The 26,634-nt window shown below is 31.0% G+C and carries 36 protein-coding genes and 1 pseudogene; 12 read left to right on the top strand and 25 right to left on the bottom strand.

Annotated features, from left to right (window positions below; all coding sequences use genetic code 11):
• The first annotated feature begins 158 nt into the window (after positions 1–158).
• Complete coding sequence (locus AC5SLW_RS03850; protein ID WP_006996713.1) at positions 159–1,124, top strand: hypothetical protein; 966 nt, start codon at positions 159–161, stop codon at positions 1,122–1,124.
• A gap of 97 nt (positions 1,125–1,221) precedes the next feature.
• Here AC5SLW_RS03850 and AC5SLW_RS03855 read toward each other — a convergent pair whose 3' ends face one another.
• Positions 1,222–1,293, bottom strand: a complete 72-nt coding sequence (locus AC5SLW_RS03855; protein WP_080515810.1) for a DUF1737 domain-containing protein — start codon at positions 1,291–1,293, stop codon at positions 1,222–1,224.
• Between the two features lie 12 nt (positions 1,294–1,305).
• Positions 1,306–1,653, bottom strand: coding sequence for a hypothetical protein (locus tag AC5SLW_RS03860; RefSeq protein WP_006996712.1), 348 nt, complete (start codon positions 1,651–1,653; stop codon positions 1,306–1,308).
• Positions 1,654–1,786: 133 nt separating this feature from the next.
• On the opposite strand from AC5SLW_RS03860, the gene AC5SLW_RS03865 reads away from it, so the two are divergent.
• Entirely contained in the window at positions 1,787–2,710 is a 924-nt protein-coding gene (locus AC5SLW_RS03865; RefSeq protein WP_006996711.1) for an NADP-dependent oxidoreductase, read from the top strand.
• A gap of 116 nt (positions 2,711–2,826) precedes the next feature.
• On the opposite strand, the gene AC5SLW_RS03870 is transcribed toward AC5SLW_RS03865, so the two are convergent.
• From AC5SLW_RS03870 to AC5SLW_RS03885, 4 genes are read right to left on the bottom strand one after another with little or no spacing between them, the layout of a single operon-like run.
• Positions 2,827–2,991, bottom strand: coding sequence for a hypothetical protein (locus AC5SLW_RS03870; RefSeq protein WP_006996709.1), 165 nt, complete (start codon positions 2,989–2,991; stop codon positions 2,827–2,829).
• Entirely contained in the window at positions 2,988–3,170 is a 183-nt protein-coding gene (locus AC5SLW_RS03875; protein ID WP_018414243.1) for a hypothetical protein, read from the bottom strand. The genes AC5SLW_RS03870 and AC5SLW_RS03875 overlap by 4 nt, the downstream gene beginning before the upstream one ends.
• A gap of 7 nt (positions 3,171–3,177) precedes the next feature.
• On the bottom strand, positions 3,178–3,615 hold the full coding sequence (locus tag AC5SLW_RS03880; protein WP_018414244.1) for a DUF4396 domain-containing protein: 438 nt from the start codon (positions 3,613–3,615) through the stop codon (positions 3,178–3,180).
• Between the two features lie 5 nt (positions 3,616–3,620).
• Positions 3,621–4,049, bottom strand: a complete 429-nt coding sequence (locus tag AC5SLW_RS03885) for a c-type cytochrome (RefSeq protein ID WP_271615698.1) — start codon at positions 4,047–4,049, stop codon at positions 3,621–3,623.
• A gap of 78 nt (positions 4,050–4,127) precedes the next feature.
• Between AC5SLW_RS03885 and AC5SLW_RS03890 the strand changes: the two genes are divergently transcribed.
• Entirely contained in the window at positions 4,128–5,012 is an 885-nt protein-coding gene (locus tag AC5SLW_RS03890; protein ID WP_494574633.1) for a DMT family transporter, read from the top strand.
• A 14-nt stretch (positions 5,013–5,026) separates the two neighbouring features.
• Here the strand turns inward: AC5SLW_RS03890 and AC5SLW_RS03895 are convergent, their stop codons facing one another.
• The 9 genes from AC5SLW_RS03895 to AC5SLW_RS03935 all read right to left on the bottom strand — a co-directional run bounded on the left by AC5SLW_RS03895 (position 5,027) and on the right by AC5SLW_RS03935 (position 12,207).
• Positions 5,027–5,560, bottom strand: a complete 534-nt coding sequence (locus tag AC5SLW_RS03895) for a pentapeptide repeat-containing protein (protein WP_494574635.1) — start codon at positions 5,558–5,560, stop codon at positions 5,027–5,029.
• 43 nt (positions 5,561–5,603) lie between these two features.
• Entirely contained in the window at positions 5,604–6,092 is a 489-nt protein-coding gene (locus AC5SLW_RS03900; protein WP_494573831.1) for a hypothetical protein, read from the bottom strand.
• Positions 6,089–6,382, bottom strand: coding sequence for a hypothetical protein (locus AC5SLW_RS03905; protein ID WP_006996701.1), 294 nt, complete (start codon positions 6,380–6,382; stop codon positions 6,089–6,091). Before AC5SLW_RS03905 ends, AC5SLW_RS03900 begins: the two co-directional genes overlap by 4 nt.
• A 1-nt stretch (position 6,383) precedes the next feature.
• Positions 6,384–7,994, bottom strand: a complete 1,611-nt coding sequence (locus AC5SLW_RS03910) for a SulP family inorganic anion transporter (protein WP_494574637.1) — start codon at positions 7,992–7,994, stop codon at positions 6,384–6,386.
• A gap of 176 nt (positions 7,995–8,170) precedes the next feature.
• Entirely contained in the window at positions 8,171–8,569 is a 399-nt protein-coding gene (locus AC5SLW_RS03915) for an HIT domain-containing protein (protein ID WP_494574639.1), read from the bottom strand.
• 2 nt (positions 8,570–8,571) lie between these two features.
• Entirely contained in the window at positions 8,572–9,357 is a 786-nt protein-coding gene (locus AC5SLW_RS03920) for a sulfite exporter TauE/SafE family protein (protein WP_006996698.1), read from the bottom strand.
• 40 nt (positions 9,358–9,397) lie between these two features.
• Positions 9,398–10,390 (bottom strand): tRNA dihydrouridine(20/20a) synthase DusA, encoded by a 993-nt coding sequence (gene dusA / locus AC5SLW_RS03925; RefSeq protein WP_018414250.1) that lies wholly within the window; start codon positions 10,388–10,390, stop codon positions 9,398–9,400.
• Positions 10,391–10,412: 22 nt separating this feature from the next.
• The gene (gene rpoZ / locus AC5SLW_RS03930) at positions 10,413–10,955 is read right to left on the bottom strand and encodes a DNA-directed RNA polymerase subunit omega (protein WP_494574641.1); all 543 of its coding nucleotides are present in this window, start codon (positions 10,953–10,955) and stop codon (positions 10,413–10,415) included.
• A gap of 43 nt (positions 10,956–10,998) precedes the next feature.
• Positions 10,999–12,207 carry an MFS transporter gene (locus tag AC5SLW_RS03935; protein ID WP_494573836.1) on the bottom strand — a complete coding sequence of 403 codons (1,209 nt, stop codon included), beginning with the start codon at positions 12,205–12,207 and terminating at the stop codon, positions 10,999–11,001.
• 14 nt (positions 12,208–12,221) lie between these two features.
• Between AC5SLW_RS03935 and AC5SLW_RS03940 the strand changes: the two genes are divergently transcribed.
• Together AC5SLW_RS03940 and AC5SLW_RS03945 are read left to right on the top strand one after the other, a co-directional pair.
• On the top strand, positions 12,222–13,088 hold the full coding sequence (locus AC5SLW_RS03940) for an NAD(P)-dependent oxidoreductase (protein ID WP_494574643.1): 867 nt from the start codon (positions 12,222–12,224) through the stop codon (positions 13,086–13,088).
• A 6-nt stretch (positions 13,089–13,094) separates the two neighbouring features.
• Complete coding sequence (locus AC5SLW_RS03945; protein WP_494574645.1) at positions 13,095–13,694, top strand: flavin-binding protein; 600 nt, start codon at positions 13,095–13,097, stop codon at positions 13,692–13,694.
• On the opposite strand, the gene AC5SLW_RS03950 is transcribed toward AC5SLW_RS03945, so the two are convergent.
• On the bottom strand, positions 13,691–14,203 hold the full coding sequence (locus AC5SLW_RS03950; RefSeq protein ID WP_494574647.1) for a gamma carbonic anhydrase family protein: 513 nt from the start codon (positions 14,201–14,203) through the stop codon (positions 13,691–13,693). The two genes, AC5SLW_RS03945 and AC5SLW_RS03950, sit on opposite strands and share 4 nt — an antisense overlap.
• Before the next feature lie 20 nt (positions 14,204–14,223).
• Here AC5SLW_RS03950 and AC5SLW_RS03955 point away from each other — a divergent pair, with 20 nt between their 5' ends.
• Positions 14,224–14,778 carry a thioredoxin family protein gene (locus AC5SLW_RS03955; RefSeq protein ID WP_494574649.1) on the top strand — a complete coding sequence of 185 codons (555 nt, stop codon included), beginning with the start codon at positions 14,224–14,226 and terminating at the stop codon, positions 14,776–14,778.
• Complete coding sequence (locus AC5SLW_RS03960; protein ID WP_494574651.1) at positions 14,778–15,860, top strand: glycosyltransferase family 4 protein; 1,083 nt, start codon at positions 14,778–14,780, stop codon at positions 15,858–15,860. The genes AC5SLW_RS03955 and AC5SLW_RS03960 overlap by 1 nt, the downstream gene beginning before the upstream one ends.
• Here AC5SLW_RS03960 and AC5SLW_RS03965 read toward each other — a convergent pair.
• The 3 genes from AC5SLW_RS03965 to AC5SLW_RS03975 are packed head-to-tail and all read right to left on the bottom strand — an operon-like array spanning position 15,857 to position 18,836.
• The gene (locus AC5SLW_RS03965) at positions 15,857–17,359 is read right to left on the bottom strand and encodes a tripartite tricarboxylate transporter permease (RefSeq protein ID WP_018414256.1); all 1,503 of its coding nucleotides are present in this window, start codon (positions 17,357–17,359) and stop codon (positions 15,857–15,859) included. The genes AC5SLW_RS03960 and AC5SLW_RS03965 overlap by 4 nt on opposite strands.
• Positions 17,356–17,826, bottom strand: coding sequence for a tripartite tricarboxylate transporter TctB family protein (locus tag AC5SLW_RS03970; RefSeq protein ID WP_494574653.1), 471 nt, complete (start codon positions 17,824–17,826; stop codon positions 17,356–17,358). Before AC5SLW_RS03970 ends, AC5SLW_RS03965 begins: the two co-directional genes overlap by 4 nt.
• A 29-nt stretch (positions 17,827–17,855) precedes the next feature.
• Positions 17,856–18,836, bottom strand: a complete 981-nt coding sequence (locus AC5SLW_RS03975) for a tripartite tricarboxylate transporter substrate binding protein (protein ID WP_494574655.1) — start codon at positions 18,834–18,836, stop codon at positions 17,856–17,858.
• Between the two features lie 135 nt (positions 18,837–18,971).
• On the opposite strand from AC5SLW_RS03975, the pseudogene AC5SLW_RS03980 reads away from it, so the two are divergent.
• From AC5SLW_RS03980 to AC5SLW_RS03990, 3 genes and pseudogenes are all read left to right on the top strand, one after another.
• Positions 18,972–19,124: pseudogene (locus tag AC5SLW_RS03980) on the top strand (helix-turn-helix domain-containing protein); the annotation flags it as partial.
• A 120-nt stretch (positions 19,125–19,244) separates the two neighbouring features.
• Positions 19,245–19,652, top strand: coding sequence for an IclR family transcriptional regulator (locus AC5SLW_RS03985; RefSeq protein ID WP_494574657.1), 408 nt, complete (start codon positions 19,245–19,247; stop codon positions 19,650–19,652).
• A 1-nt stretch (position 19,653) separates the two neighbouring features.
• The gene (locus AC5SLW_RS03990) at positions 19,654–20,727 is read left to right on the top strand and encodes an AbrB family transcriptional regulator (RefSeq protein WP_494574659.1); all 1,074 of its coding nucleotides are present in this window, start codon (positions 19,654–19,656) and stop codon (positions 20,725–20,727) included.
• Here the strand turns inward: AC5SLW_RS03990 and AC5SLW_RS03995 are convergent.
• Complete coding sequence (locus tag AC5SLW_RS03995) at positions 20,719–21,651, bottom strand: glycosyltransferase family 9 protein (protein WP_494574661.1); 933 nt, start codon at positions 21,649–21,651, stop codon at positions 20,719–20,721. The genes AC5SLW_RS03990 and AC5SLW_RS03995 overlap by 9 nt on opposite strands.
• A gap of 32 nt (positions 21,652–21,683) precedes the next feature.
• On the opposite strand from AC5SLW_RS03995, the gene AC5SLW_RS04000 reads away from it, so the two are divergent.
• Entirely contained in the window at positions 21,684–22,073 is a 390-nt protein-coding gene (locus tag AC5SLW_RS04000) for a DUF6165 family protein (RefSeq protein WP_006996683.1), read from the top strand.
• Here AC5SLW_RS04000 and AC5SLW_RS04005 read toward each other — a convergent pair.
• The 5 genes from AC5SLW_RS04005 to AC5SLW_RS04025 form a co-directional block, all read right to left on the bottom strand.
• Positions 22,067–22,741 carry an ABC transporter permease gene (locus tag AC5SLW_RS04005; protein ID WP_006996682.1) on the bottom strand — a complete coding sequence of 225 codons (675 nt, stop codon included), beginning with the start codon at positions 22,739–22,741 and terminating at the stop codon, positions 22,067–22,069. The two genes, AC5SLW_RS04000 and AC5SLW_RS04005, sit on opposite strands and share 7 nt — an antisense overlap.
• Positions 22,741–23,433, bottom strand: a complete 693-nt coding sequence (locus AC5SLW_RS04010; RefSeq protein ID WP_006996681.1) for an ABC transporter permease — start codon at positions 23,431–23,433, stop codon at positions 22,741–22,743. Before AC5SLW_RS04010 ends, AC5SLW_RS04005 begins: the two co-directional genes overlap by 1 nt.
• Positions 23,434–23,478: 45 nt before the next feature.
• A complete protein-coding gene (locus AC5SLW_RS04015; RefSeq protein WP_026225080.1) occupies positions 23,479–24,330 on the bottom strand; it encodes a transporter substrate-binding domain-containing protein in 852 nt (283 codons plus the stop codon).
• 61 nt (positions 24,331–24,391) lie between these two features.
• On the bottom strand, positions 24,392–25,432 hold the full coding sequence (gene speD, locus AC5SLW_RS04020) for an adenosylmethionine decarboxylase (protein WP_494574664.1): 1,041 nt from the start codon (positions 25,430–25,432) through the stop codon (positions 24,392–24,394).
• 112 nt (positions 25,433–25,544) lie between these two features.
• Complete coding sequence (locus AC5SLW_RS04025; RefSeq protein WP_018414264.1) at positions 25,545–26,069, bottom strand: 5'-methylthioadenosine/S-adenosylhomocysteine nucleosidase; 525 nt, start codon at positions 26,067–26,069, stop codon at positions 25,545–25,547.
• Positions 26,070–26,106: 37 nt separating this feature from the next.
• Here AC5SLW_RS04025 and AC5SLW_RS04030 point away from each other — a divergent pair, with 37 nt between their 5' ends.
• Positions 26,107–26,634, top strand: coding sequence for an adenine phosphoribosyltransferase (locus AC5SLW_RS04030; RefSeq protein WP_006996677.1), 528 nt, complete (start codon positions 26,107–26,109; stop codon positions 26,632–26,634).

Raw genomic sequence — 26,634 nt, forward strand, 5'->3', positions numbered from 1 at the left:
TTCGAATAATATAAAAATTGATGAATCAACTCTCCTCAAAGTAAACTAATAAACTTATCTATAGATATATTTTTACCAACCTATTAAATCGACCTTAAGACTAAGAATCGTTCGAAATGAAAAACAATAAAAAAAACATAAAATAGGAAAATAGAAAAATGGAAATGACCTTAATATATACGATAGTAGGCTTTGCTTTAGCGGGGTACAGTGTTATTGCAAATGACTCAATTCAAACATTGGGAACTTTTATCGCGTCAAAACAAAAATGGTTTAAATGGTACACTCTTGCTAGTGCAGCATCATTTGTAATGATACTTGCTATTACTTGGGGCTGGTACAGTAATGATGGAGATATCTCTTACGGCAGACTAACAAGAATACCTTTCCAAGAAATACAATGGTATCACGCAGTGGCACCAGGAATACTTCTAGTATTAACAAGAGTAGGTATACCTGTTTCAACAACCTTCTTAGTTTTATCAGCTTTTGCATCAACGGTAGTACTTGAAAAGATGCTTATGAAAAGTGTTGTCGGCTATGGTTTAGCTGCAACGGCTGCTTATATTTGCTGGGTCGTTATTTCAAAATTTATTAATGAAAAACTAGATGAAGTTGAAGACAAATGGATTGGCTTTTGGCGTAACTCTGTTTGGGTAACTTCTGCTTGGTTATGGTGGGTTTGGTTATCTCATGATGTAGCTAACATTGCAGTTTATCTTCCAAGACAAATTGATGTTAACTTATTATTAATTGTACTAGCTTACTTTACAGCACTACTTTTTTATATCTTCTACATTCATGGTGGAACTATTCAAAAGGTTGTCTTAGAGAAAACTGGCACAAGGTACGCAAGATCAGCAACCATAATCAATATTATTTATGCTGCGGTTCTTTATTATTTTAAAGAACTTAATGACTTACCAATGTCAACAACTTGGGTGTTTGTTGGACTATTGTGTGGAAGAGAATTAGCAATCGCATCAATGAATAGTGATTATAAATTCAAATATGTGTTTCCACTAATTGGTAAAGACTTTCTTAAAATGACTATAGGATTGACGGTGTCAGTTGCAATTGTGCTTGCAATTCACTACATCATAATTCCAAATAATTGGTTTTAAGTTTTAAGACAATTAACATTTAATTATTAGCTCTAAGCATTTAATTTATTGCTTAGGGCTTAATAATTTAAGCAAAATAGTTTCAAATATTAATTATTTAAGTTGCCTCTGTAACACGATGACAAAATTCTGAAGTATCATCGTTTATAATAAATCTATAACCTTTCATCTATACTCCTTTTTAATTTTGTTTTTTATATTGTCTTCTTATGAAGATTATTATGTAAGTGAAGACAAAACCAAAGACAAATTCATCTAAAATTGATCTGTGATTACCCATACCACTTGCAAAATTCCATCTATTAGCATTAAAAAAATCAATCCCAATATCAAATGCTTCTTTACCATTAGAGGCTGAAACAAAAAGATAAACGATTATTACCAGTAAAAACCCACCCATATAAGAGGATAAAACATCTAATAAATGAGTTTTATTCTTTTTATTTTTTATAAGTTTATTTCCAGGGTTTGAAACAACAAAGCTAATAGCAAGTAGGATTAGAAAAGATATTAAGATTAACCAATACATAAAAGTATACTACTAAATCTTAAATAAAGTGTCTAGGTGATGGAATGATTGTTATTTAATAAAATATATACTACATAGCTTTCTTTATGTTTTGATATATTTTAAAAATTATTTAATTAAAAAGGAATTCACAATGAAAGCTGTCGTTTATAAAGATTATACTGCCAATATTGAAATTATTGATATTGCAAAGCCAAAACTTCAAAATAAATCTGTCCTAGTAGAAGTACATGCCGCTAGCATTAATCCGATCGATAATATTTTACATGCAGGTTATCTAAAAGAAATGCTAGAGCTTAGCTTTCCTCATATTATGGGCTATGATGTTTCAGGCAAAGTAGTCGAGGTTGGTAAAGATGTACTTAATGTCAAAGTTGGTGATGAAGTATTTGCTCGTCCCAATCAAGAAGACGCTGGCTCAATTGCTGAGTTTGCTCGTATCCAAGAAAATGAACTTGCCATTAAACCAGAAAATCTAAGCCATATAGAAGCGGCATCTGTCCCACTAGCGGGTTTAACAGCATGGCAGGCATTAGTTACGAAAGGTAATATTAAGCAAGGTGATAAAGTGTTGATCCACGCTGGTTCAGGTGGTGTTGGAACACTTGCCATCCAAATTGCAAAACATTTTGGGGCAACAGTTGCAACAACTACAAGCTCTAAAAATATTGAACTTGTTAAAAGTTTGGGAGCTGATCTAATAATTGATTATACCACTCAATCATTTGAAGATAAATTGTCTGATTATGATTTAGTCTTTGATATGATTGGGGGTGATGTACTTGCTAAGTCTTTCAAGGTTTTAAAAAAGGGAGGTACTCTGATTTCCATTAAGGGCCAAGATACTGAAGACCTTGCTAAAAAATATGGTGTAAACTTTGAATGGTTTTTCATGTCACCTGATGGAGCAATGCTAACAGAACTTGTAACATTAATTAGTCAGGGCACCATTAAAACTGTCATTGACAGCACGTATCCAATGGAACAGGCCTCAGAAGCTTTTGGAAAACTAGCAGAGGGTCGAACTAAAGGTAAGATTGTTCTTACAATTAAATAGGGTTTAGATAATCAAGCTATTAAAGCTTAAATCTTGAGCAAAGAAACTTAAAGATCAAATAGTTAAATTTACCAAGACCATAGAAATTAGGTGCAGGTTTTTTAGTCTTTAATTTTTTAGCTTTTTTCTTCTTCATAGCCAATATGGTTTTGTGTTTCGTTTGAATGTTTTAGATTATAACAATCTGTGCAAAGTAAGATCACTTCTGGTCCAGAGCTTACTTGTGTTAAGATGGCTGTATCATCTCCACACTCACTGCACCCTGATAAACGTTTCTTCATTTATGTTTATTACGGGTAATTTGATTAATTCTATCAATATAATTTTTTATCTCAGGTTTATCTTGAGCTTTATTATCTTGTTTGGGGTTTTTCTTCCTTTGGTAATAATAATAGATAGGCATAACAACAGATAAGGCAACGATAATAATTGCTAATATGATTTCAGAAGTTGTAACCATTTAATATTTAATGACAGGCTTGATTGAATTTTTTAAGTCTCCAATAATTATAAGGCCATGGTGTTAAAAATCCCGCAGTTAACATAATAGGTACCACCCACCAAGTTAGCATCGCTCCACCGGTTAAAAAATAATCCGTAGCATTCATAGAAATTTCCATACTAACCATTGAGATGAAACTCATTCCACAGGCGGTCTTTAAAGCATTAATTAATTTAAAATTTTGTCTCATTAAAATAAAAGTTTCAAGCATAATGCTGGTTAATAAACCATTTATGATTGCTAAAGTCATAATACCTAATACTGGAAAAGGAATTTTACTTAACTGAAAAAATAGTATGGTTCCAAAGTCACCAATTGCACAACCGATAACACACCACATCGTATTCTTAGCACTTTTTCGCCACGTGTGTTTACACGACCAATGAAATGTATCAGTTGCCATTTAATTTATTTACTTAAATTTATTTGATGTTGGTAATAATCATTAGGCCAAAAACTTTTAATGTAGGCTAAAACTGAATCTATATCTTTGTCATTTAATTTATCTCCAAAAGCGCCCATTTTACCCTCATAGTCACTAATTATTCCAACTAAACCATATTTAATAATTTTATGTAATGTCTCATCATCATGGTGCCAAGTGTGACCTGTACCATTTAGTGGTGGTGCTTTACGATGACCATCTTCATCTAAACCCTTCCAATTTTTAGCACCTGACAAATTAACTTGATGACAGCTTACACAATTATTTTGGTATACAATTTTACCTCTAGCAATCATTAATTCAGAATCTCTTGTGATTGGAAAATGATTATCTGAATAAGAAATACTACTTAATGATATAAACAGTGTTAAAATTAGAAGTATCTTTTTCATAACAACTAAACTTATATATTAAAATTGGTTGATTAATCTTATATTTTTTTAAGTTTGATTGATTATAAGTATTCATTAATGAACAATTTTTTATTATTTATTGTCACACTTTTTTGCTGGTCGCCTACTTGGTATGTAATCAAGTTTCAATTAGGCTACGTTGATCCTTTAGTGTCAGTATTTTATAGATTTTTGATAGCTGCAATAGTTATTTTTGTTTATCTAATTTATAAGAAGAAAAATCTTAAATTTTCTTTAAATCAGCATGCATGGTTTTTACTCTTTGGTGTTTGTCTCTACTCACTAAACTATGTTTTCTTTTATCTATCAAACACTTATTTAATAAGTGCATTTCCAGCAGTTGTCTTTTCAACGGTAGTTATTATGAATATTTTAGGAGAAGGCTTTTACTTTAAAAAGAAACCTTCTTTAAAAACTTTACTTGGAGCAAGTATTGGGATGATTGGAATTATAATCATCTTTAATGATGAAATTTTCAATTTTAGCTTTGCTAATGGAACCCATGTTGGATTATTTTTAGCCTTACTTGGTACATTTAGTGCATCAACAGGTAACATGGTTCACCAAAGAAACTTAAATAATAACTTTTCATTAATACCAACACTTGCGTATTCAATGCTTTATGGGTCACTGGTCACACTATTAATTACCCAAATAAAGGGTACTGAATTATTATTCGAGTATAGCTTCAGTTATATCGCATCCCTTGCTTATCTATCAATAATTGGCTCAATATTTGCTTTTATCTTTTACTTAAGATTATTAGAAAAAGTTGGAGCAGGACGAGCTGGGTATGTAGGGGTTGTAATGCCTGTACTAGCTTTATTAATCTCAACAATATTTGAAAACTTAGAATGGCAACAAGATTTAATAATAGGTTTACCTATTTTAATGATTGGCGCAGTGCTCGTTATTAATCAAAAAATTAAACCAATAAAATAATTTCTAAGAATTTTTTATTTATTACATTTACCAATTGAACCTAGTAAACATTTAGTTCCATCAATCCAAGTTGCATTGTTAAGATTAGCGCCTTCAAATGTAGCATTTAAAATATTAGCACCAGTTAAGTCTGCTTCAAAGAGGTTGCTATTATTAAAGTTTGTCTCAATTAATGATGAGCCTTTAAAATTTACTCTTGTTAAATTTGCACTTGTAAAGTTGGCTTTTTCAAAAATACCCCCTTCAAGATTTGCTTCATACAAATTAGTTCTTATAAAAGAAGATTCTACAAAATTACCATTAGATAACGTTGCATTCATCATCACCCCTTTATCAAAAGTAACTTTAATAAAACTAATAAAAGATAAATTAGAATTTGGTATATAAGCTCTGCTTAAATCTTGGCCTTCTGAGAATTGGCAATTAGAATAATCCACTCCATCAGTTGGAGCATCATCACAACCCGCTTTTGCACCACTAGTTAACAATAAGCTTAAGACTAAAATACTTAAAAACTTAATAAAGCTAGTCCCCAATATTTTTTTCACAACTAAATGCTAACAAATATTTTTTAAGATGTCTTGAGTTAATTTAGTTAGGTTTTGTCCAATATCCATAAACACAACGTGTGCCCCGTCTTGAGCAATCATAAGTATCATGCAAGACACCATCTTTAACAACCGTTATGTGTTTTGAACAAGATACAATTAACGTCCCACTTGGAAGTTCATCTTTTTTCAAATGAACTTTGCAGCCTTGACCAATAAACATAGTCGGCGTCCACTGCCAACCTAGTTTTTCAAGGTATTTCTTAACAACTACCCTATGAGTACCTGATCTTGGGCTGTCATTTTTTTGTTTTAAACTTCTTGCAAGTCTTGTTCTTGATGTAGTTCTAAATTCTTCATTTGCCTTATAAAGATCATCATAAATTTTTTGATAAGGAAGCTTTGTTACAATTGCAATAGATCTAACTACACAGTCTCCAGCTTTACCTTTATATCCAGCAGCAGCTCTTCCTCCATCATTGATTTGTAATTCTAGATTGCTACTTGAAAATAATCTTTTAAAGAAATTCACGATTTAGTTTTATGATCTAAGATCTCGATCATACACTGGGTTGCATATTCACGCCATTCGCTAGCAGTTTTGCCTTTAAGGCTATCAAGCTGTTGCTTGTTACTATTAATGCTTTCTTGGTATTTAACTTTATCAGTTTCTTCTAGATTTTTTTCCATGTTAGCAAGATTGGTTTCCATGGCACTAATCCAACCATTACCAAGTTCAACACATTTAACATCATCTTTCTCATCACAAACTTGCTTGAAGAAATTGAAAATAACATCATCTGTTTTAATCTCTTTGCTCATCTTATCTGCCAAAAATACCTAATTTAACATCATAATCAACTGCAATTCCATAATCAGGATCATCATCACTATCAACTACTAATTGGCCTGCTCTACTTAATAATCTATGACAATCTTTAGTTAAATGTCTTAATTTAACTTTTTTTCCAAAACTATTATATTTGTCAGCAATGTCTTCAATGGCTTTTAATGCAGATTGATCAATTACTTTTGATCCTGCAAAATCTATAATAATTACTTCAGGATCTTCTTCTGGTTTAAATAATTCTAAAAAGCTATCAGTTGAACTAAAAAATAATGGTCCTTCTATTTCATAAACCTTAGCACCTTGTTCTCTAATAGATGGTCTCTCTATGGCTCTAATTCTTGATGCAGATTTCCAGGCAAAAACTAACGCAGATACAATTACTCCAACAATTACAGCGACAGCTAAATCCTCTAAAACAGTTACAACGGTTACAAGGACAATTACTAACGCATCACTCTTTGGTACAAAAAATAATATCTTTAAAGAGTTCCACGCAAAGGTTCCAATCACTACCATAAACATTACACCAACTAGTGCTGCAATTGGGATCATCTCAATATAGTTTGATGTATATAAAATAAAAATTAATAAGAATACTGCTGCAGCTATTCCTGCAATTCTTGTTCTACCTCCTGATTTTACGTTAATCATAGATTGACCGATCATCGCACATCCACCCATACCCCCAAAAAAACCAGTAACTGTATTTGCAAAGCCTTGTGCTAAACATTCTTGACTAGCCCCACCTCTTTTATTGGTAATTTCACCAACTAAGTTAAGAGTTAACAGGCTTTCAATTAAGCCAATGGCAGATAAGATAAATGCATAAGGGAAGATAATTTTTAAAGTTTCAAAGTTTAAAGGAACACTTGGAATTGAAAATATTGGTAATCCTCCTTTAACACTTGCAAGATCTCCAACACTTGGAATATCAATCTTTAATGCTAAAACTAATATTGAAGTAACCAAAATTGCAGCAAGAGTTGCCGGCACTGCTTTAGTAATCTTTGGTAGTAACCAAATAATTAACATGGTTAACGCTACAAACCCTATTGAATAATATAAAGTGTTTCCTGAAATCCATACTGATTGCCCCATTGCATTAAGGGTTTTAAACTGACTAAGTTGTGAGATACCAATAACGATTGCAAGGCCATTAACAAAACCTAGCATTACCGGTTGGGGTACCATTCTAATAAATTTTCCAAGTTTAAAGACACCCGCTAGTAATTGTAAAATCCCCATCAAAACTACCGTTGCAAACAAATACTGTGCACCGTGATCCATAACAAGGGACACCATGACAACAGCTAAAGCACCCGTTGCTCCTGAAATCATTCCAGGTCTTCCACCAAAAACTGCTGTAATCAACCCAACAATAAAAGCTGCATAAAGTCCTGATAAAGGTGCAACACCTGCAACAAAAGCAAAGGCAATAGCTTCAGGAACTAATGCTAAAGCAACCGTTAAACCTGATAAAACTTCAATTCTAAATAAAGAAAAGGACGCTCCTTCCTTTGGAATATAATTTTGTGAGTTAAAGCCAATAGATTTTGCAAATGATGAGAGTGTGGTTTTAATCAATGTGTTTAAATTTTAATTATTTATAAGTAGGCGTGTTATCTATTTAGTAAAGCAAGCAGTTGATAAAGTCTAGTTTCAATTAATACGTGTTAACAAATTTGAGACGAATCAGATACATAATGATTAAGAGGTAGTGGTGGGAGACTAAAACTACCTCTGTCCTTACCCTTTAATCCTTAAAAAAACTTTTTAATTTTTGAAATAGTTTTTGCTAATAAAACTTTTGAATAAGGTTTCCCCTTTACTACCCAAACTGAAAGTGGCCAGGTACTATCTTTAGTAGATCTTGCAATAATATGAATGTGTAATTGGGGAACAATGTTGCCAATTTTTTCAACATTAAGTTTTTTTGTTTTAAAAATTTTTTTCATTAACTTGCTGCAATGAACAATTTCTTTCATTAATAACATTTGATCTTTTGAATTAAGTTCTGAGATATCGGTTATATTTTTTCGCTTTGGAATTAAAATGATCCAAGGAAATTTAGCATTATCAATTAAACGAATACTGCATAATTTTAATTCAGTTATTAAATGAGAATCTTTTAGAAAACTTTTACTTACTTTATTTGCCATAACTACAGTTTGAAATATTCATATAAAAATTTTGCAGCAATGATAAGTAAAAATATTCCAAAATATTTACTAATTCTATTCTTATCAATTGTATGAACTGTTCTTGCACCAATTCTAGCCATAAAGGTTGTAATCGGTATAAAAATTAAAAAAGCAGGAATATTTAAAAAACCAATACTTAATGGAATATTTGTTTTTAAATAACTGCCAGTTATCAAAAATCCGATTGCGCCAAATAATGCTATTAAAAAACCAATAGCCGCAGCACTACCTATAGCTCTATTAATTGAGTAACCAAAAAACTTTAGAATTGGAACATTCATAACAGCCCCTCCAATACCCATGGGTGCCGAGATAAAACCTACTAAAAATCCTAAAATAATTTTCAAATGAAGCTTAATTTTAAGAGTTATATTTTTTTCCTTTTCTTTTAATAATAAAAGATAAATACTTAATAAAAATATTACGATTGCAAAGAAAAGAACTAAGGTTTTAGTTTTAAGAGTTGCTGCAAAAATTGTTCCAAAAATAACACCAAGCACTACAAATATTCCATAACTTTTAACTATATCAAAATCCACTGCTTTAAATTTATGATGAGTTAAAACTGAGACAGTTGAGGTTGGTATTATGATTGCAAACGATGTTCCAACCGCAAGGTGCATGACATATTGTTGATCAATCCCTAAAGAATTAAAAATATAAAACAAAAATGGAACTGTAATTAATCCACCGCCAATACCAAATAAACCTGCAACAAATCCAACAGGAATAGCAGTTAAGGCCATTAGTAGGCTAAAGTATATGTACTCGTTGGATAAAAGAGAACTAAGCAGATTGACTTACCGACGTGTCGACATTGTTATATTTAATCTTATCCATGATGTGATCAATCTTTTTAACATCGGCATCTCTAACACACATATTTTCGCTTAAATACCTTTTCCAAAAGCTAGATCCTGTTTGACCATGAAATAATCCAAGTGTATGTCTCATAATTTGATTTAAACGTGTTCCTTTTTTTATTTCTTCTCTGACATACGGTAGTAATTGTTCAATTACATCTTGTCGACTTGGTACATTTTCATTATTAAATATATCTCTTTCAATATCAGCTAATAAATAAGGAGTATGGTAAGCAGCACGTCCAATCATAACTCCATCAACTTTATCTAAGTGATCTTTCATTTGATCAGTTGTGGTAATTCCACCGTTGATAATAATTTCTTCATTAGGGAAATCTTTTTTTAATCTGTAGACAAAATCATACTTTAAAGGAGGGATGTTTAGATTTTGTTTAGGAGTAAATTTTCCAAGAATAGCTTTTCTTGCATGAATGATGAAAGTTTTAACACCAGTGCTTTTTAAAGTTGAAATAAAATGATGTAAATTTTCATAATCTTCGGTGTCATCGTAACCAATTCTTGTTTTAATCGTAACCGGCAACTTTGTAACCGATTGCATTTTACTTAAGCAGTCTGCAACTAAATTTGGTTCTTTCATCAAGCATGCCCCAAATTTATTTTTCTCAACTTTTTTTGAAGGGCAACCAAGGTTTAAATTTATCTCATCATAACCAAAGTCCTCACCTGCTTTGGTAGCCTCTGCAAGTAAAGTTGGAGACGATCCACCAATTTGAAGGGCTATTGGTTTTTCATTTATATTAAATTCTAATAGTTTTTTTTTATCCCCTCGATGAATAGCTTCAGAGACAACCATCTCACTATAGAGCAATGTATTTTTACTAATCAGTCTTAAAAAAAAACGTTCATGACGATCAGTGCAATCCATCATAGGTGCAACGGATACTTTCCTGTTCATACTAAACTTTTATATTATTTTTTTAGCTATTTGTAGTCTCTGAATCGTCAGAGTTTTCTTCAGTTGTTTCAGCTTCTGTTTCAGCTTCAGCTATTTGATCTAAAGAAACTGCTGTCTCTTCATCTCCCACTTCTAACTCTGCATCAACGTCAACTTCTGGCTCTGCCTTTGCAGTTAATTCTTCTAAATCATCAGAGGATACTTGAATTTTTTCAGGAATTTTTCTAGCTCTTTTAGATGGTAAAATAGGAGTTCCACTTTTAGAAATTTCACCTTTGTACATACTTTCAAAATCATCACCAATAATTTCATCATCATCAGTGCCATCGTCAACTTGCTCAACGTGTTTTCTAAGTTTGTGAATAGCGCTATCTGTTAAGTCTGAAACTTTAACAGTTTCCTCGGCAATTTCTCTTAAAGATATAACTGTGTTTTTGTCATTATCTCTATCTAAAGTTGGCTCTAAACCAGAATTTAATTGAACTGCTCTTTCTTTAGCAACTAAAACTAATTCGTAAGGACTTTCTACTTTATCTATGCAATCTTCTACTGTTACTCTAGCCATGCGCAGTATCTATACAGTAGTTAAAAAAAAATCAAGGATAATTCTATAAATAATCAGGATTAAGCTTATTCTTTACAAGGAATAACAACAATATTGCTATTAAAATATAAGATCCTGAAACAAGAGCAATTTGCTCAATAGAAAGGCTATTATCAATCAAAATTCCAAAGAGCGCTGTACCAAATGCAGTTGAAAATACCATTAACGCTGTGGTTAATGCTTTAATGGAACCAATATATCTCACTCCATAAATCTCAGCCCAAGTAGCAGAACCTAGGACATTTGCTAAACCGTTTGAAATCCCAATTAAACCTAAAAATACAAATGATGAAATTGGTGAGTTAAAATAATAAAGCACAAACGTTGCAACTAATAAAGGAATGTTCATATAAATTATTAATTTTCGACTACTAAACTTATCAATTAAAAAGCCTGTTAAAAATAAAGTAATCACTGATAAAATTGAATACACCATAAAGGATTGGGCAATAACATAAGGTCCCCAACCTTTAGATGACACTATAAAAGATTGATAAACAAATGTACCCGTTGCAATCCAAGGCATCGCTAACATGCTTAAACATATAATATAAAAGCGATAATCTTTTAAAACTTCACCTCTCGTCCATTGTTTTATATCTTTAGTTTTAATATTTGTGGCACTAGATGCTTCTCTTGAATCTAATTTAACATTTTTAACTAATGCAACAATGACAATAGGTAAAATGATAATAACTGAAATTGATATAGCTATCCAAATATTTCTCCAATCAACAAAAGTTAATAAAAAAATAATTAATAAAGGTAAAATAAATTCAGCTAACGATAAACCAAGCCAAGTTGTGCTTAATGCACGTCCCCTAGTCTTTTCAAAAAATCTTGATATTGTTGTGGTTGCAGTGTGAGACATTAGTCCTTGACCTGATAACCTCATTAAGAAAATTGATAAAAATAAAAAAGCGACTGATGAAATTTTAGAAAATAAAAAACAAGAGATCGCTAGTAACGCAATGACATAAGATGCAAATTTTAAAATATTAAAATCATCAATTTTTTTACCAACCCAAACAAGTATAAAACTACTTAATAGAGTAGCAGATGCATAGATAGATCCAAACTGACCATGCGTGATAGAAAGCGCGTCTCTTATGCTTGAATTAAACAATCCTAGAAAAAAACTCTGTCCAAAGCTTGAAAAAAATGTAAATATAAATCCAAATAAAATTACTTTAAAATTCAAACTTTTAAACATAGGAAATAGAAATTATGAGCAATGTTGCATTTATAGGTTTAGGTGTCATGGGTTATCCAATGGCAGGATATATATCAAAAGCAGGTCACAATGTAACTGTTTATAATAGAACAGCTGCAAAAGCTGATAAATGGGTTGCTGAATATAAAGGGTTAAAAGCAGATACTCCTGCAAAAGCTGCAGAAGGTGCAGATTTTATATTTACCTGTGTTGGTAATGATAACGATTTACGAGAAGTAACTTTCGGTGACAACGGTATCTTTAAAACAATTAAAAAAGGCTCAGTTTACATTGATAACACAACCGCTTCTGCAACGATTGCTAGAGAGATTTATGCTCATTCAGTAAAAAGTGAATTTGGTTTCTTAGATGCGCCTGTATCAGGTGGACAAGCTGGTGCTGAAAATGGTGCCTTAACTGTAATGATTGGTGGAGATCAAATAAACTTTGATAAAGCAAAAGACATTATTGATTGTTACAGCAAAAAGATGAAATTATTAGGTGGTGCTGGTAATGGTCAATTAGCAAAAATGGTTAACCAAATTTGTATTGCAGGTCTTGTTCAAGGTTTATCAGAAGCAATTAACTTTGGAAAAAAAGCAGGTTTAAATATGGAAGATGTAATTGAAGTTATATCTAAAGGTGCTGCTCAATCTTGGCAAATGGAAAACAGATATAAAACGATGATTGATGATCAGTTTGAATTTGGTTTTGCAGTTGATTGGATGAGAAAAGATTTAAAAATTGCTATGGATGAAGCTAAAAATAATGGCTCTCAACTTCCTGTAACTGAAATCGTTGATAAGTATTACGGTGAAGTTCAAGAAATGGGTGGAAAACGTTGGGATACTTCTAGTTTGATTAGAAGACTTAGTAAATAATCTATAATGCAACCAGCATACTACGAAGATTTTGATGAGATCAAAAATAAGATCTGGTCAATGCTGGACAATGCTATCAAGGATAGAGGATCTCCATTTAGAATTCCTGTATTTATTTGTGGTGGTCAAGATGACTTTGATGGCAGAATTGTAGTCCTTAGAAAATCAGATAGAGAAAACAATATTATCCAATACCATAGCGATATCAGATCTAATAAAATTGCTAAATTAAAAGCAAATAAGAACGCAGCAATGTTATTTTATGACAAGGAAGAGAAAATCCAAATTAGACTTAAAGTTGAATGCACCGTTAATCATGAAAATGATATTACAAAACAGTCCTGGTTAAAAACAGGACACATGAGTAGAAAATGTTATTTAGTTGATAACGGACCAGGAACATTATCTGAAACCCCTACTTCAGGACTAAAGCCTGAACTAGATAATTTTGAATTTACAATGGAGCAAAGTGAAGTGGGATATAAAAACTTTACTGTTATTCAATGTAAAATTAAAAGTATGGAGTGGCTTTATTTAGCAGCCAAAGGTCACCGTCGTGCTAAATTCGATTTAGAAAATAACAAAGATACCTGGTTAATTCCTTAAAAAACTGATTTAGAATATATTTTCCAATTATCTTGGTAATGAATTGCATTTTCAGTAATTGTTTTTGCCTCTTCTGTTGAGACTTGTCTTACAATTTTACCAGGGGATCCAATCACTAGAGAATTGTCAGGAATGACTTTGTTTTCTGTGATCAAAGCATTAGCTCCTATGATGCAATTTTTTCCAATTTTTGCACCATTTAAAATTACAGCACCAATTCCAATTAAAGAATTGTCTTCAATCGTGCAGCCATGCAGCATAACCAAATGACCAATAGTTACATCTTTTCCAATTTTTAATGGGTAACCTGGATCGGTATGCAATACACTGCCATCTTGTATATTGGAGCCTTCACCGATATGAATATTTTCAACATCTCCTCTTAAAGTTACATTAAACCAAATGCTGGTATTTTTTTCTAGCGTGACATCACCAATAATAGATGCATTAGATGCAGACCAATTATCACCTAAATTTTTAACTTTTTTATCTTCCAAATCATAAAACATAACTTATATATTATTATAACATGCCGTTAAAAACTCCAATATGTGATTTCGGACAAGCAGCTAAAAGCTTTGAATTAAAGTCCACTAATAACGAAATTATTAAATTAAATGATGTTAAAGGGACAAATGGAACTTTGGTTATGTTTATTTGTAACCACTGTCCTTATGTAAAAGCAGTTATTAAAGACATTGTTGAAGATTGCAAAAATTTAGAAAAACATGGGGTAAAAGCAGTAGCTATCTCAGCAAATGATCCAGTAAATTATCCTGAAGATAGTTTTGAAAATATGATTGAATTTTCAAAAAAACATCAGTTTAGTTTCCCTTATTTATTTGATGAAACTCAAAATGTTGCAAAAAATTATGATGCAGTATGCACTCCTGATTTTTTTGGGTACAATAATAATTTAGAATTACAATATAGAGGTCGAATAAGAGAATTGGATAATTTAAAACCAGTAAGAACTGGTGATAGTGATTTATTTATAGCAATGAAACAAATTGCAGAGACGGGCAAAGGTCCTGAAACGCAAATTCCAAGTGTTGGCTGCGGTATCAAATGGTTGGATAATTAATGTACTTAATAGTTACAAAAACGTTCCCTCCAGAAGTTGGAGGTATGCAGAATTTAATGTGGGGTTTAGCAAACGAACTTTCAAAACATTACATGATAAAAGTATTTGCTGATTATCATGAAAATCATAAATTATTTGATGAGCAAGTTTCTTTTTCAATAGAGCGTGTAGGTGGCATAAAACTTCTTAGAAAATATAGAAAAGCTCAATTGATTAATGAATTTATTAAAGAAAATAAGATTGATGGCATTATTGCTGATCATTGGAAAAGTTTAGAACATCTTAAAACTAATAAAAAAAAAATATGTTTAATCCATGGTAAAGAAATTAATCATGAAAAAGGTACCTCCCTTAATAAAAGAGTATTGGAGGTTTTAGATAATGTTGAAACTATCGTTGCTAATTCTGAATACACTAAAAATTTAGCTATTTCATTGGGAGTTCAGCAAGATAAAATTGTAGTTATAAATCCTGGTGTTGATCCTGTTGAAGATTTAGATAAAAAAACTTTAGATAAAGTAGAGAATTTATTAAAACATAAGTCTCCAAAATTAATTACTGTTTCTAGATTTGATAAAAGAAAAAACCATGAAAAAGTAATCATGGCGCTTCGAAATTTAAAACAAATCTACCCTAGTATTATTTACATTTGTGTGGGTTACGGCGATGAAGAGGAAAATATTAAAAAATTAGTAGCAGAATTGGGCCTTCAGCCACAAGTGATGTTTTTTAAAGATATTTCTAACGAATTAAAAAATGCACTAGTTGCTAAATCTAATATTTTTGTAATGCCATCTATTGTTCATAAAAAATCTGTTGAAGGATTTGGGATAGCTTATGTTGAAGCTGCTCAATATGGATTGCCCTCTCTTGGTGGAAAAGATGGAGGTGCAGCAGATGCAATCGAGCATGAAAAAACAGGTTTAATCTGTAATGGCAATGAATTGGATGAAGTTTATTCATCAATTAATTTAATGTTAGAAAATAATAAATTCCAAGAGTACGGAAAAGCTGCCAAAGAAAATTCTGCTAAATTTAAGTGGAGTACTATTATTGAAGAATATAAAAAAATTCTAAACTAAATCTTTTTACTCTTAATTGTTTTATAAATTTGCCACCCAACAATTAGAATTGTTATTCCTATTATTGCAGCAGTAAGAGGTCTGTCCCATAAAAAAGTCCAAGAACCATCACTTATTAATAAAGATCTTCTTAAATTTTCTTCCATTAATCCACCGAGGACAAAGGCTAATATGAGTGGTGGCATTGGAAAATCATATAAGCGCATAAAAGTTGCAACAACTGCAATTCCAATCATTAAATAAATGTCAAAATTATTAAAGGACATTACGTAAATTCCCGTAATTGAAAAAAATAAAATAAGTGGAATTAAATAATTTTTAGGTACAGCAAGTATTCTTGCTATGTAAGGTATTAAGGGCAGGTTTAGAATAAGCAATACTACCATTCCAATATACATAGACATAATAACTGACCAAAAGATTTCAGGATTTGTTATATAAAGTCTAGGCCCTGGTTGAATTCCAAATCCTAATAAAGCACCAAGCATTACCGCAGTAGTTCCGCTTCCGGGTATTCCTAAAGTTAATAAAGGAACAAAAGCTCCAGAGCATGCTGCATTATTTGCAGTTTCTGGTGCAGTTAAACCATGAACACTACCTTTACCAAATTTTTCTTTTTCTTCATCACTAACAAAATTTCTTTCCATTCCATAGGCTAGAAATGATGCAATAGTTGCACCCGCTCCTGGTAAAACTCCGATTAAAAAACCGATAATTGAGTTTCGAGGAATAGCTTTTAACATTTTACCTCTCTCTTCTTTATTAATCTTGATTGAACCTAGTTCAGTTAATGAAACTTGTTTAGCGACAGCGGATGGATCATTTCGTTTTAAAATAATTGTTAAGGCTTCACTCATAGCAAAAGTTGCCATTACAACTAAAACGAAACTTATCCCATCAGATAAATTCATATTATTAAAAGTAAATCTTGAAATATCAGATAAAGAATCTTGACCGACTGATGCTAACATTAAGCCTAAAACAACCATCATCATTGCTTTTAAAAATTGTCCCTTTGATGAAAAAGCTGCAATGGCTGTTAAACCTAAGATCATTAAAGCAAAATAATCTGGTGATCTAAAAGATAAACTTACTTTAGATAAACTTGGTGCAAGAAATAATAAATATATTGAAGCAAGGGTTCCACCTGCAAAAGAGCTCCAAGCAGCAATCGCTAAGGCTTTTCCAGCTTTACCTTGTTGAGCCATAGGATATCCATCAAATGATGTTGCAACAGTTCCAGGAACACCTGGAGCATTTAATAAAATTGATGAAGTTGATCCACCAAATACTGCACCATAATAAACACCTGCCATTAAAATTAATCCAGTAGCTGGATCAAAACCATAAGTAATAGGTATCATTAATGCAATTGCTGTCATTGGTCCAAGACCTGGGAGCATTCCAATGATGGTTCCAAAAAAACAACCAATCATAACCATAAATATGTTTTGGAACGTAAGAGCTGTTTTTAAACCAATTAAAATTCCTTCAATCATCCCATAACTCCAATTAGTTTTAAAAATGGATCTCTTAAATAAATTTCAAGCACTCCATGCAAAAGATACATAAAAGCACCCACAAAAGGGAAAGAGAGTAAAAATATTAACTTCCACCTTCTCTCACCTAACGCATAATAAGAAGACGCTAGAAATAGAGAGGTTGTTAAAAAATAACCTACTTTTAATATAGTTACTCCATAAATAATTGCTATGAGCACAAGTATAGCTGTTTTTTTATACTCTAAGTTTTTATGATTAACTTTAATGGTATTGGGCTCTGGTAAAATAATTTTTAAACCAGAAAAGAATAAACCTGCATAACCTAAATAAATTGGAAATGTTCTGGCATTAAAAGGTGCGTTTTCATCAAATGAAAAAACTTGAATTTGATACGCAATATATAAATAGAATGCTGAGAAACTAAAAAAGAGCAGTGATATAATTTTAGTAGTATTTATATTCACTGCTCTAATTTTTAAATAATCCTAAAGGATTATATAACTCCTAATTTCTTCATAAGAGCTGTCATTTCTACAGTTTGTGCATCTAAGAATTTAACAAAATCCTTATCTGAGTTATAAATATTAACCCAAGCATTTCTTTTTCTAACAGCTTCCCATTCAGGAGTTTCCATCACTTTACCTAACATTGTAGATAAAGCTTTTTTATCTTTATTGCTCATATTTGGAGGTCCAAAAAATCCTCTCCAGTTTACGAACTGAACATCATATCCTTGTTCTTTTAGAGTTGGTGCATCTGGTGCATCAGCTATTCTTGAAGGAGCAGTAATACCAATAATTCTTACTTGGTCTCTTGCACCCATAAGTTCACCTAAACCTGTAGAGATAATTTGAGTTTCTCCAGATAAAAGTCCAGCTAACGCTTTTCCACCAGCATCATAAGGAATATAAGCAACATCATTTGGATTAGCACCAGCAGCTTGGAAAGCTAAAGCACCAATTAAATGGTCCATACTTCCTCTTACTGATCCACCAGCCATCTTAATAGAGCTTGGATTCTTTTTATATGCATCAACTACATCTTTAAAGTTTTTGTAAGGTGAGTCTTTTGCAACTGCAATCGCACCGTAGTCACCAATTACACCAGCGATCGGTGTAACATCTTTATAAGATAAAACTCCAGATCCTGTAACATAACCTTCGTGTCTAGTAATAGATCTTAAAACTAGCGGCGTAGATTGTACTAAAATTGTATTTTTAGGTTGAGTATTAATCATGAAAGCTAAAGCTTTTCCTCCACCACCACCTGACATATTTTCAAATGATGCACTTTTTAACATTCCTGATTTTGTTAAAGCTTCTCCAGTACCTCTAGCAGTTCCATCCCATCCACCACCAGCACCACCACCAATTACGAAATGGATTTTATCCATTGCGATTGAATTTGTTGCTGTTGCAGAGAATAATACAATTGCTGAAAATAGTACTGAAACTATTTTTTTAATGTTTTTCATTATTTCCTCTTTATTATTAGTTAATAAGACATTTACTTGAAATCTTTATCAATAGTCAATACTACTCTGGCATGTTGTTCTATTGGTTAGAACATGCTATTCTACCTAGTAGAATATGATTAAAATAAAAAAAAAATTGATGGCGTTGAGGCGGTAAACAAAGCACTAGAGATTATAAATTGTTTCACACTAAAGAAAGAAACATTAAGCATAACTGAAATTTCAAAAATTACAGGTGATTATAAAAGTAGAGTTTCTAGAATATCAAGATCATTAGAAAATTATGGGTTTTTAAGAAGAATTGATAACGGTACATTTAAACTTGGAAGTTCAATTGGTAGGCTAATAGAAGTTTATGATGATAGTTTCAATTTTAAAAAACTTATAAAAGATGAATTAGATTTCATAATGACAAAATCAAATGAAACAGCTAGTTTTTTTGTAAAACAAAAAAATTATAGAACTTGTTTGATAACTAGTGAACCCAATAAACCCATAAAACACACAATCCAAACTGGATTAAAAAGACCTCTAGACAAAGGTTCAAGCGGACATGTTCTTTCATCATTTCATAATTTACCAATTAAAAATAAAGAAACTATTCTTAAAAACCAATATTCGATGTCTTTTGGTGAAAGAGATAGAGAGATCGCTTCTGTTTCTGTTCCAGTAATACCAACTAAAAACAAAATTTTAGGATCACTAACAATTACAGGACACATTAGTAATTTTAATAAAAAAAATTGTTTATCATTTTTAAATATTTTAAGATTATCAAGAATTAAGATTGAAAAAAAACTTAAAAAAATTTCATAATATGAACGCTTCTCTTGACTTAAACAAAAATACTTTAAAACAATTATTTTCTAAAAAATTTCTATTAGTTATTTTAATTTCTATCCCAAGTGCAATTGTAGCTGACTATTTTAATATCCCATTAGCGTGGATGCTTGGTCCTATGCTTGCAGTTTCAGTTGCAGCATTAAGTGGAATAAAAATTAAGATGCCAAAGCTAGCTTTAAGTTCAATTTTAATAGTTCTTGGTCTTCATATTGGAAATTATATCGATCAAAATTTAATCAATCAGATGACTGAATGGGTGTGGACTTCAATAATAATGTTTGTCTATATTTTAATAAGTATTTTAATTGTATCTAAATATTTACAAAAATTTTCAGGCTATAATGTCAAAACTTCTATTTTTTCAGCAGCACCGGGTGCTTTAGGACCTTTAATGATATTAGCTGAACATGAAAAATCTGACTTATCACAAGTTGCTACATCACATTTAATTAGGTTAATTATAATAATAACTGTTATTCCCTTTTTTGTTGTTAATTATTCAACAAATGAAGCTCTAACAATTGAAAAATTTGATTATCTTGATCAAAACCATTTTCATCTTTTAATCCTCTTAATAGGTTCAATATTATTAATTTTCTTATTTGATAAAATTGGTGTGCCTGCTGCATTATTATCAGGAACATTAGTTGCAAGTGGAATTTTGCAAATAACTGAAGTTGCCTCCTACAAACTACCAGATGAAAGTATAAATTTTTGTTTGCTTATTTTAGGTGCCTCTGTGGGTTGTCGTTTTGCAGATAAATCATTAAAAGAAGTTGCAGGTAATTCATTTCATAGTTTGGTTGCAACTACAATACTGGTAGCTCTTGGATTGTTAGCTGCAATTGTTGCAACATATTTTGTTGATACCAATTTTTTAACTCTACTTTTATCTTTTTCTCCTGGAGGAATTTATGAGGTAGCTGTAATAGCAATAGCTTTTGATTTAGACCCTAACTTTGTGGCATTTCACCATATTATTAGATTACTAATGATACTCTTCATTGTTCCTGTAATATTGAAAATTATTAGTAAGAAATTAAATTAATATTTTTTCTAAAACTTTACCTGCACTTAATTTATTTAAATCATCAACCTGTATTGCTTTAAATTTTTCTCGCTCAATACTAACTTTAAAAGCTGTTGTATGTTTACCAAATAAAGTCAAACCTTCTACACCAAGATGAGCAGTCATGTGAGCTGGTCCTGTATCATTTGCAATAACAAATGAACTTTCTTTAATCAAGTTTGCAAGTTGAGAAATATCTAAAGCTTTACCTTTATCTAAAATTGAAATGGCATTAATGTTTTTTGCATCATCGATTTCAGAGGGTCCAGGTGCTACAATAACTTTAATTTGATCTTTATATTTATTTTTAATTAATTCTATTAGCTCATTATAATGGGGCCACTTTTTATGAGTTAAATGCGCTGAACAAAATGGAAATAAGACAATGTATTTGTCTAACTTAAATTCTTGTTTAATATTATCGATGTTAGTCACAGCCCAGCTAAAATTTGGTTTCATGGTGTGCTGTGTTTTAATTCCAGAGGTTTTAAGTTGATGATCAAATCTATTTAAAACGGGGTCTTTATCAAATTCATCTTTTGAAATATTACTTGGCAAAGTTGTTTCTGAGCTAGACCAAGTATTAAAATTTGCTTTTGGAAATAAAATATTTTTATAAAATTTTGTTCTAGATGAGTTTTGTAAATCATAAACTTTTCTAAAATTCTTCTTTTTCAAGTTTCTCATTAACATATATAGATAAATTAAATTAAATCTTGATTTACGTTTGTCTAAAATAACATTGTGTACAAATGGGTTTTTCCTAAATAATTCAAAATAAGGTTTTGTTGTTAAGATATGTATTTGATCTTCAGGGTGGTTTTCAGAAATATCTTGAATTGCCCCACAAGCTTGGGCTATATCTCCTAAAGAACCATGTTTGATAACTAAAATATTAGACATATTTCTAACAACTTAACATAGTATAAATTTTTATGAATAAAATTCTAGTTGAAGTATCAGTTGGTGAACTTTTAGATAAAATTTCTATTTTAGAGATTAAACAAGAAAAAATTAAAGATCCTGAAAAATTAAAATTTATTAATGATGAGCACAGTATTTTAAAAAATCAATTAGATAGCAATGTTAAATCTGATGAAAAACTTAATACACTTTTTCAATCCCTGAAAGATATTAATGCAAAATTATGGGTGATAGAAGATGACAAACGATTGTGTGAAAAAAATTCTGATTTTACTGAAAAATTTATAAAATTATCAAGAGATGTTCATTTTTTAAATGATGATCGTGCTAAAATAAAATTAGAGATGAATAATCACACTGGCTCTAAGATTAAAGAGATTAAAGAATACACTTCTTATTGAAAACTATATTTCTTTTCTAAATATTTTATCAAGTTGTGAAAAATAAAAGTCATAAATAAATAAATTCCACCTGCTAAAAGAAACACTTCTAAAGGTTTATAAGTCGTTGATACAATATGTTTTGCAACTCCTGTAATATCCATTAAGGTTACCGTGCTTGCAAGAGATGTGCCCTTCATCATTAATATAATCTCATTACCATAAGCTGGTAAAGATTGTCTGATCGCTACAGGAATTTGAATTTTATATAAAATAATTTTACTTGATATCCCTAAACTTTTACCCGCTTCAATTATTCCAGGTTTTATAGTTTGAAAAGCTGATCTTAAAATTTCTGAAGTATAGGCCCCAGTATTTAAGGCAAATGCAATAATTGCGCACCAATAGGGTTCTTTTAAAATGACCCAAAGAAAAGTTGATCTTAACCACTCGATTTGTCCAAGACCATAATAAATTATAAATATTTGAACTAGTAATGGAGTTCCTCTAAATAAATAAGAATATCCATAAGCAAATTTATTAATAAATGGGTTTTTGTTTAATCTTAAAACTGCAAATAAAAATCCAATAAATAAACCAATGATTAATGATGCTGATAACAATTTTAAAGTTATAACTGCAGCACTAAGTAGTTTTGGCAAACTTGTTATCATTAAATCAAAATCCATTAAAAGCCCCTGCTATATTTGACTTCAAGTCTATTAATTAACTTCATACTTAAAAACGTAAGCATCAAATATAAAACTGCCGCAAAACAGTAAAAGAATAAGGGATCTCTAGTAGAACCTGCTGCAATATAAGATTGTCTCATAATCTCAACTAAACCTGTAACTGATATTAAAGATGTATCTTTTAAAGTGATTTGCCAAACATTACTTAAGTTTGGAATAGCAAGTCTTAACATTTGAGGTAGAATTATTTTATAAAATTGTACAAATTTACTAACCCCTAAAACTTTAGCAGCTTCAAATTGACCTTTATCTATTGATTGTATCGCTCCTCTAAATACTTCTGTTGAATAAGCGCCAGATATAATACCGATTGCAACTGAACCCGTAATAAATGCATTAATCTCAATGTATTCAAAGTATCCAAAAATTGAAGCAACATACATAATCGCTCCACTTCCCCCAAAAAAGAAAAGGTAAATTACTAATAATTCTGGAACCCCTCTGATGACTGTGGTGTACGTATTGCCAATAAAATTTAAAAATTTATTATTTGATAATTTTAATGGCGTAAAGATTAATGAAAATAAAAAACCAATTAACATTGCAGTAACTGCCACTGCAATTGTCATTAGAGTTGCATAAAACAACTCGTCTCCCCAGCCTGTTTTTCCGAATGATAAAAGATCCATATCGAAAGGGCGACTAAATAAATAGTCGCCTTTTCAAAATATTATTTACATAGAAGCGTCAAAGCCAAAATGCTTGATCGCTAATTTGCTGATGATTCCTTGTTTTCTAGCAGTGTTAATTGCTTTGTTGAAATCTTTAAGAAGTTTTGCATCTCTTGTACCGATTGCATCATCTCCACCTTGTCTAATTCCAACACCAACACCATTACCAAAAGCACCACCTGAAAAAGTAGGTCCAACTAGTACTACTGGTTTTCCTGATTTATCCGCATAATCAGTGAATGCGACAGCTGCAGCTAATGCAACATCACATCTACCAGAAGTTAAGTCTAAGTTTACTTCATCTTGAGTTTTGTAAGTTCTAACATTTACTTTACCTACATCACCAGACTCTAAAAAGTTTTGGTGAATAGTTCCAGTTTGTGTACAAACAGTTTTTCCAGCAAGTGCAGCAGTTAAAGTCTTAAGAGTTTTCTTAACAGCACTTCCACCTAAAGTTAAATTAATTCCTTCTGGTGTATCCATGCCCTCTAAACTAGAACCTTTCATTACTGCAAGGGCCGCAACTTCGTCTGCATAACCTTGTGAAAAAGTAATTGTTTTTTGTCTTTCTGCAGTAATTGACATTCCTGCCATGATCGCATCAAACTTTCTCATTAACAAAGCTGGAATCATTCCATCCCAATCTTGTTCAACGATAGTACACTCGTGACCCATGATTTTGCATAGCTCTTCTGCTAACTCAACCTCAAAACCAATAAGAGCACCTGAAGCATCCTTAGAGTTCCATGGTGGGTAAGCACCTTCTGTTCCAATCTTTATTTTATCAGCGTAAACATTTCCGATTAATAATAAAGAAGCAAGAACACTTAATATTGTTTTTTTAAATATATTCATTTTTTCCTCCATATGATTATGAGGATTTATTTCACAATTTTAATAATTTAAAAAGAAATTTTTAGTGATTAATTGATGATGAAAAGTTCCAAGAACAGTCAAAACTTGGGATGTAAACCCTATCCAAAGTTGTATTTCCAAAATTCTTATTGAAAACATCTAACCATTTCTCTACTTGCTCTGGTTTCTTATCTTGGCTACCCACTTGAGCGGTAATTACTCCATTAGGTTTTAATATTCTAATTAATGAGTCCATATTTTTGGCAGCAAGATCAATACAAAACTGATCATCGTTAAGATCTACAAAAATTTTATCATACTTATCATCTTCAACAGATTTTATACTTTCAAAAGCATCACCCCAAATACATTTAACTGAATTTTTCTCTGTTGATTTGTTACCAATGCTTCCAAGGTGTTTATTACAAACTTCAACTACTTCTGGATCAAGTTCATACCAGTCTATAAAATCAAAACCTTTAGACATACACTCTCTTGCAACTCCTCCATCACCACCACCAATGATTGCAGCTGTTCCCATGTCTTTATTTAATTTTAAAGCAGCGTTTACAAATGTTGAGCTATACAAAACTTCATCATTTGTTGCGACTTGAATTTCGTTATCAATAAATAATGATTTACCAAATTGTTCTAAATCTAATATTTCAATATGTTGACCTACTTTAGATTTAAAATCTTCTAAAACTTCATTTACAACATATGATTTTTGTAATCCAGGCGAACTGTAAATGTCATGATATAAAGACTTAGTATCTCTATCAAAAGCTTTTGTGACAATTCTCTTATGTTTAAATTCTTTTTTGACAATATCGAGCGCAATAGAAGGACTTACCTTCCCACATGTGAAAAAATCAAAACTAATAATTCCTTTTTCTGGAAACGTATGAAAACTAATATGACTTTCCGCTAATAAGGCAAGGATAGTAAAACCTTGCGGTTCAAATTTATACTTTGAAATTTCAAGAATTGTAACTTCTGCAGCTTTTGCAATTTTACGAATTACGTTCTCGTAGATTGAAGGATCATATTCTTGAGTAGTGCCAATGATATCTAAAGTTATATGCTCGCCTACTTTAGTCATAAAAATTATTCCCTCTTATAATTTTTTATTAATATTAAGTTGCTCGGTTTTATATAGGTGTATTGATAATTTTCAACAATTAATCAATTTTTTGATATTTTACTTAATTAAATTAAAACTGAGCATTAATTAAATTAGCAAATGCACTAGCCCCTTTTGCTAGATTTTTGTTCCAATCATTATCAGCATTTTCATCTGCATTATCAGATATGTATTTAAAACATTTAAATTCAATATTCTCTAACTTACAAACTTTTGCAATAGCGTAGGCCTCCATATCAACTACATCAACTTCCATATCAATTTTTTTATTAACAAAACTATCTCCTGTTCCACAAGAATAGCCTTCTTTTGATGTAATAATTTCTTTAATTTTATCAAAAGGCGTCTCGCCTAATTCAAAATCTAACCCTCTAACATCCATATCTCTTTGATAAAATTTGGTGCATTCAACGATTCCTTTTAACTTAGTATTAATTGCACCTACAGTACCATAATTGATAATTAGTTTTGGTTTGTAAATATTGATTAACTTTAATGTGTTATAAGTTGCATTAATTTTTCCAACTCCGACATGGTTAAAATAGTCTAATCCAATCGTTTCTTCTTTAATTGCTGCTAGGAATAATTTGTCCATAGATTTTTTTTACTAAAGATATAAATATATTAATATCATGAATTTAAAAGATTATATTAGATCTATTCCAGATTATCCAAAAAAAGGAATTTTATTTAGAGATATTACAACTTTAATTAAAGACGCAGATGCATTTGAAGAATGTATTAATCAAATAATTGAAAGATCAAAAAATTATAAAATAGATAAAATTGCTGCAATTGAGTCAAGAGGATTTGTATTTGCTTCTGCTGTTTCTTATCTTCTTAAAAAACCTTTTATTATGTTTAGAAAGAAAAACAAACTTCCGGCTGAAACTCATTCAGTTGATTTTGAATTAGAGTATGGAACTGCAACTATTGAAGTTCATAAAGATTCAATTGACAAAGATGATTCAGTTTTAATTATAGATGATTTAATAGCAACAGGTGGAACAGCTGAAGCAGCAGCTAAACTTGTGGAAATGTCGAATGCCAAAATTGCTGCATTTGTTTTTGCAATTAATCTTTTTGACCTAGGTGGATCTGATAATTTAGTTAAAAAAGGTTATAAGGTTGAAAACTTAATGGATTTTCCAGGGCATTAA

The organism is Candidatus Pelagibacter sp. PS_40 (assembly GCF_059417765.1).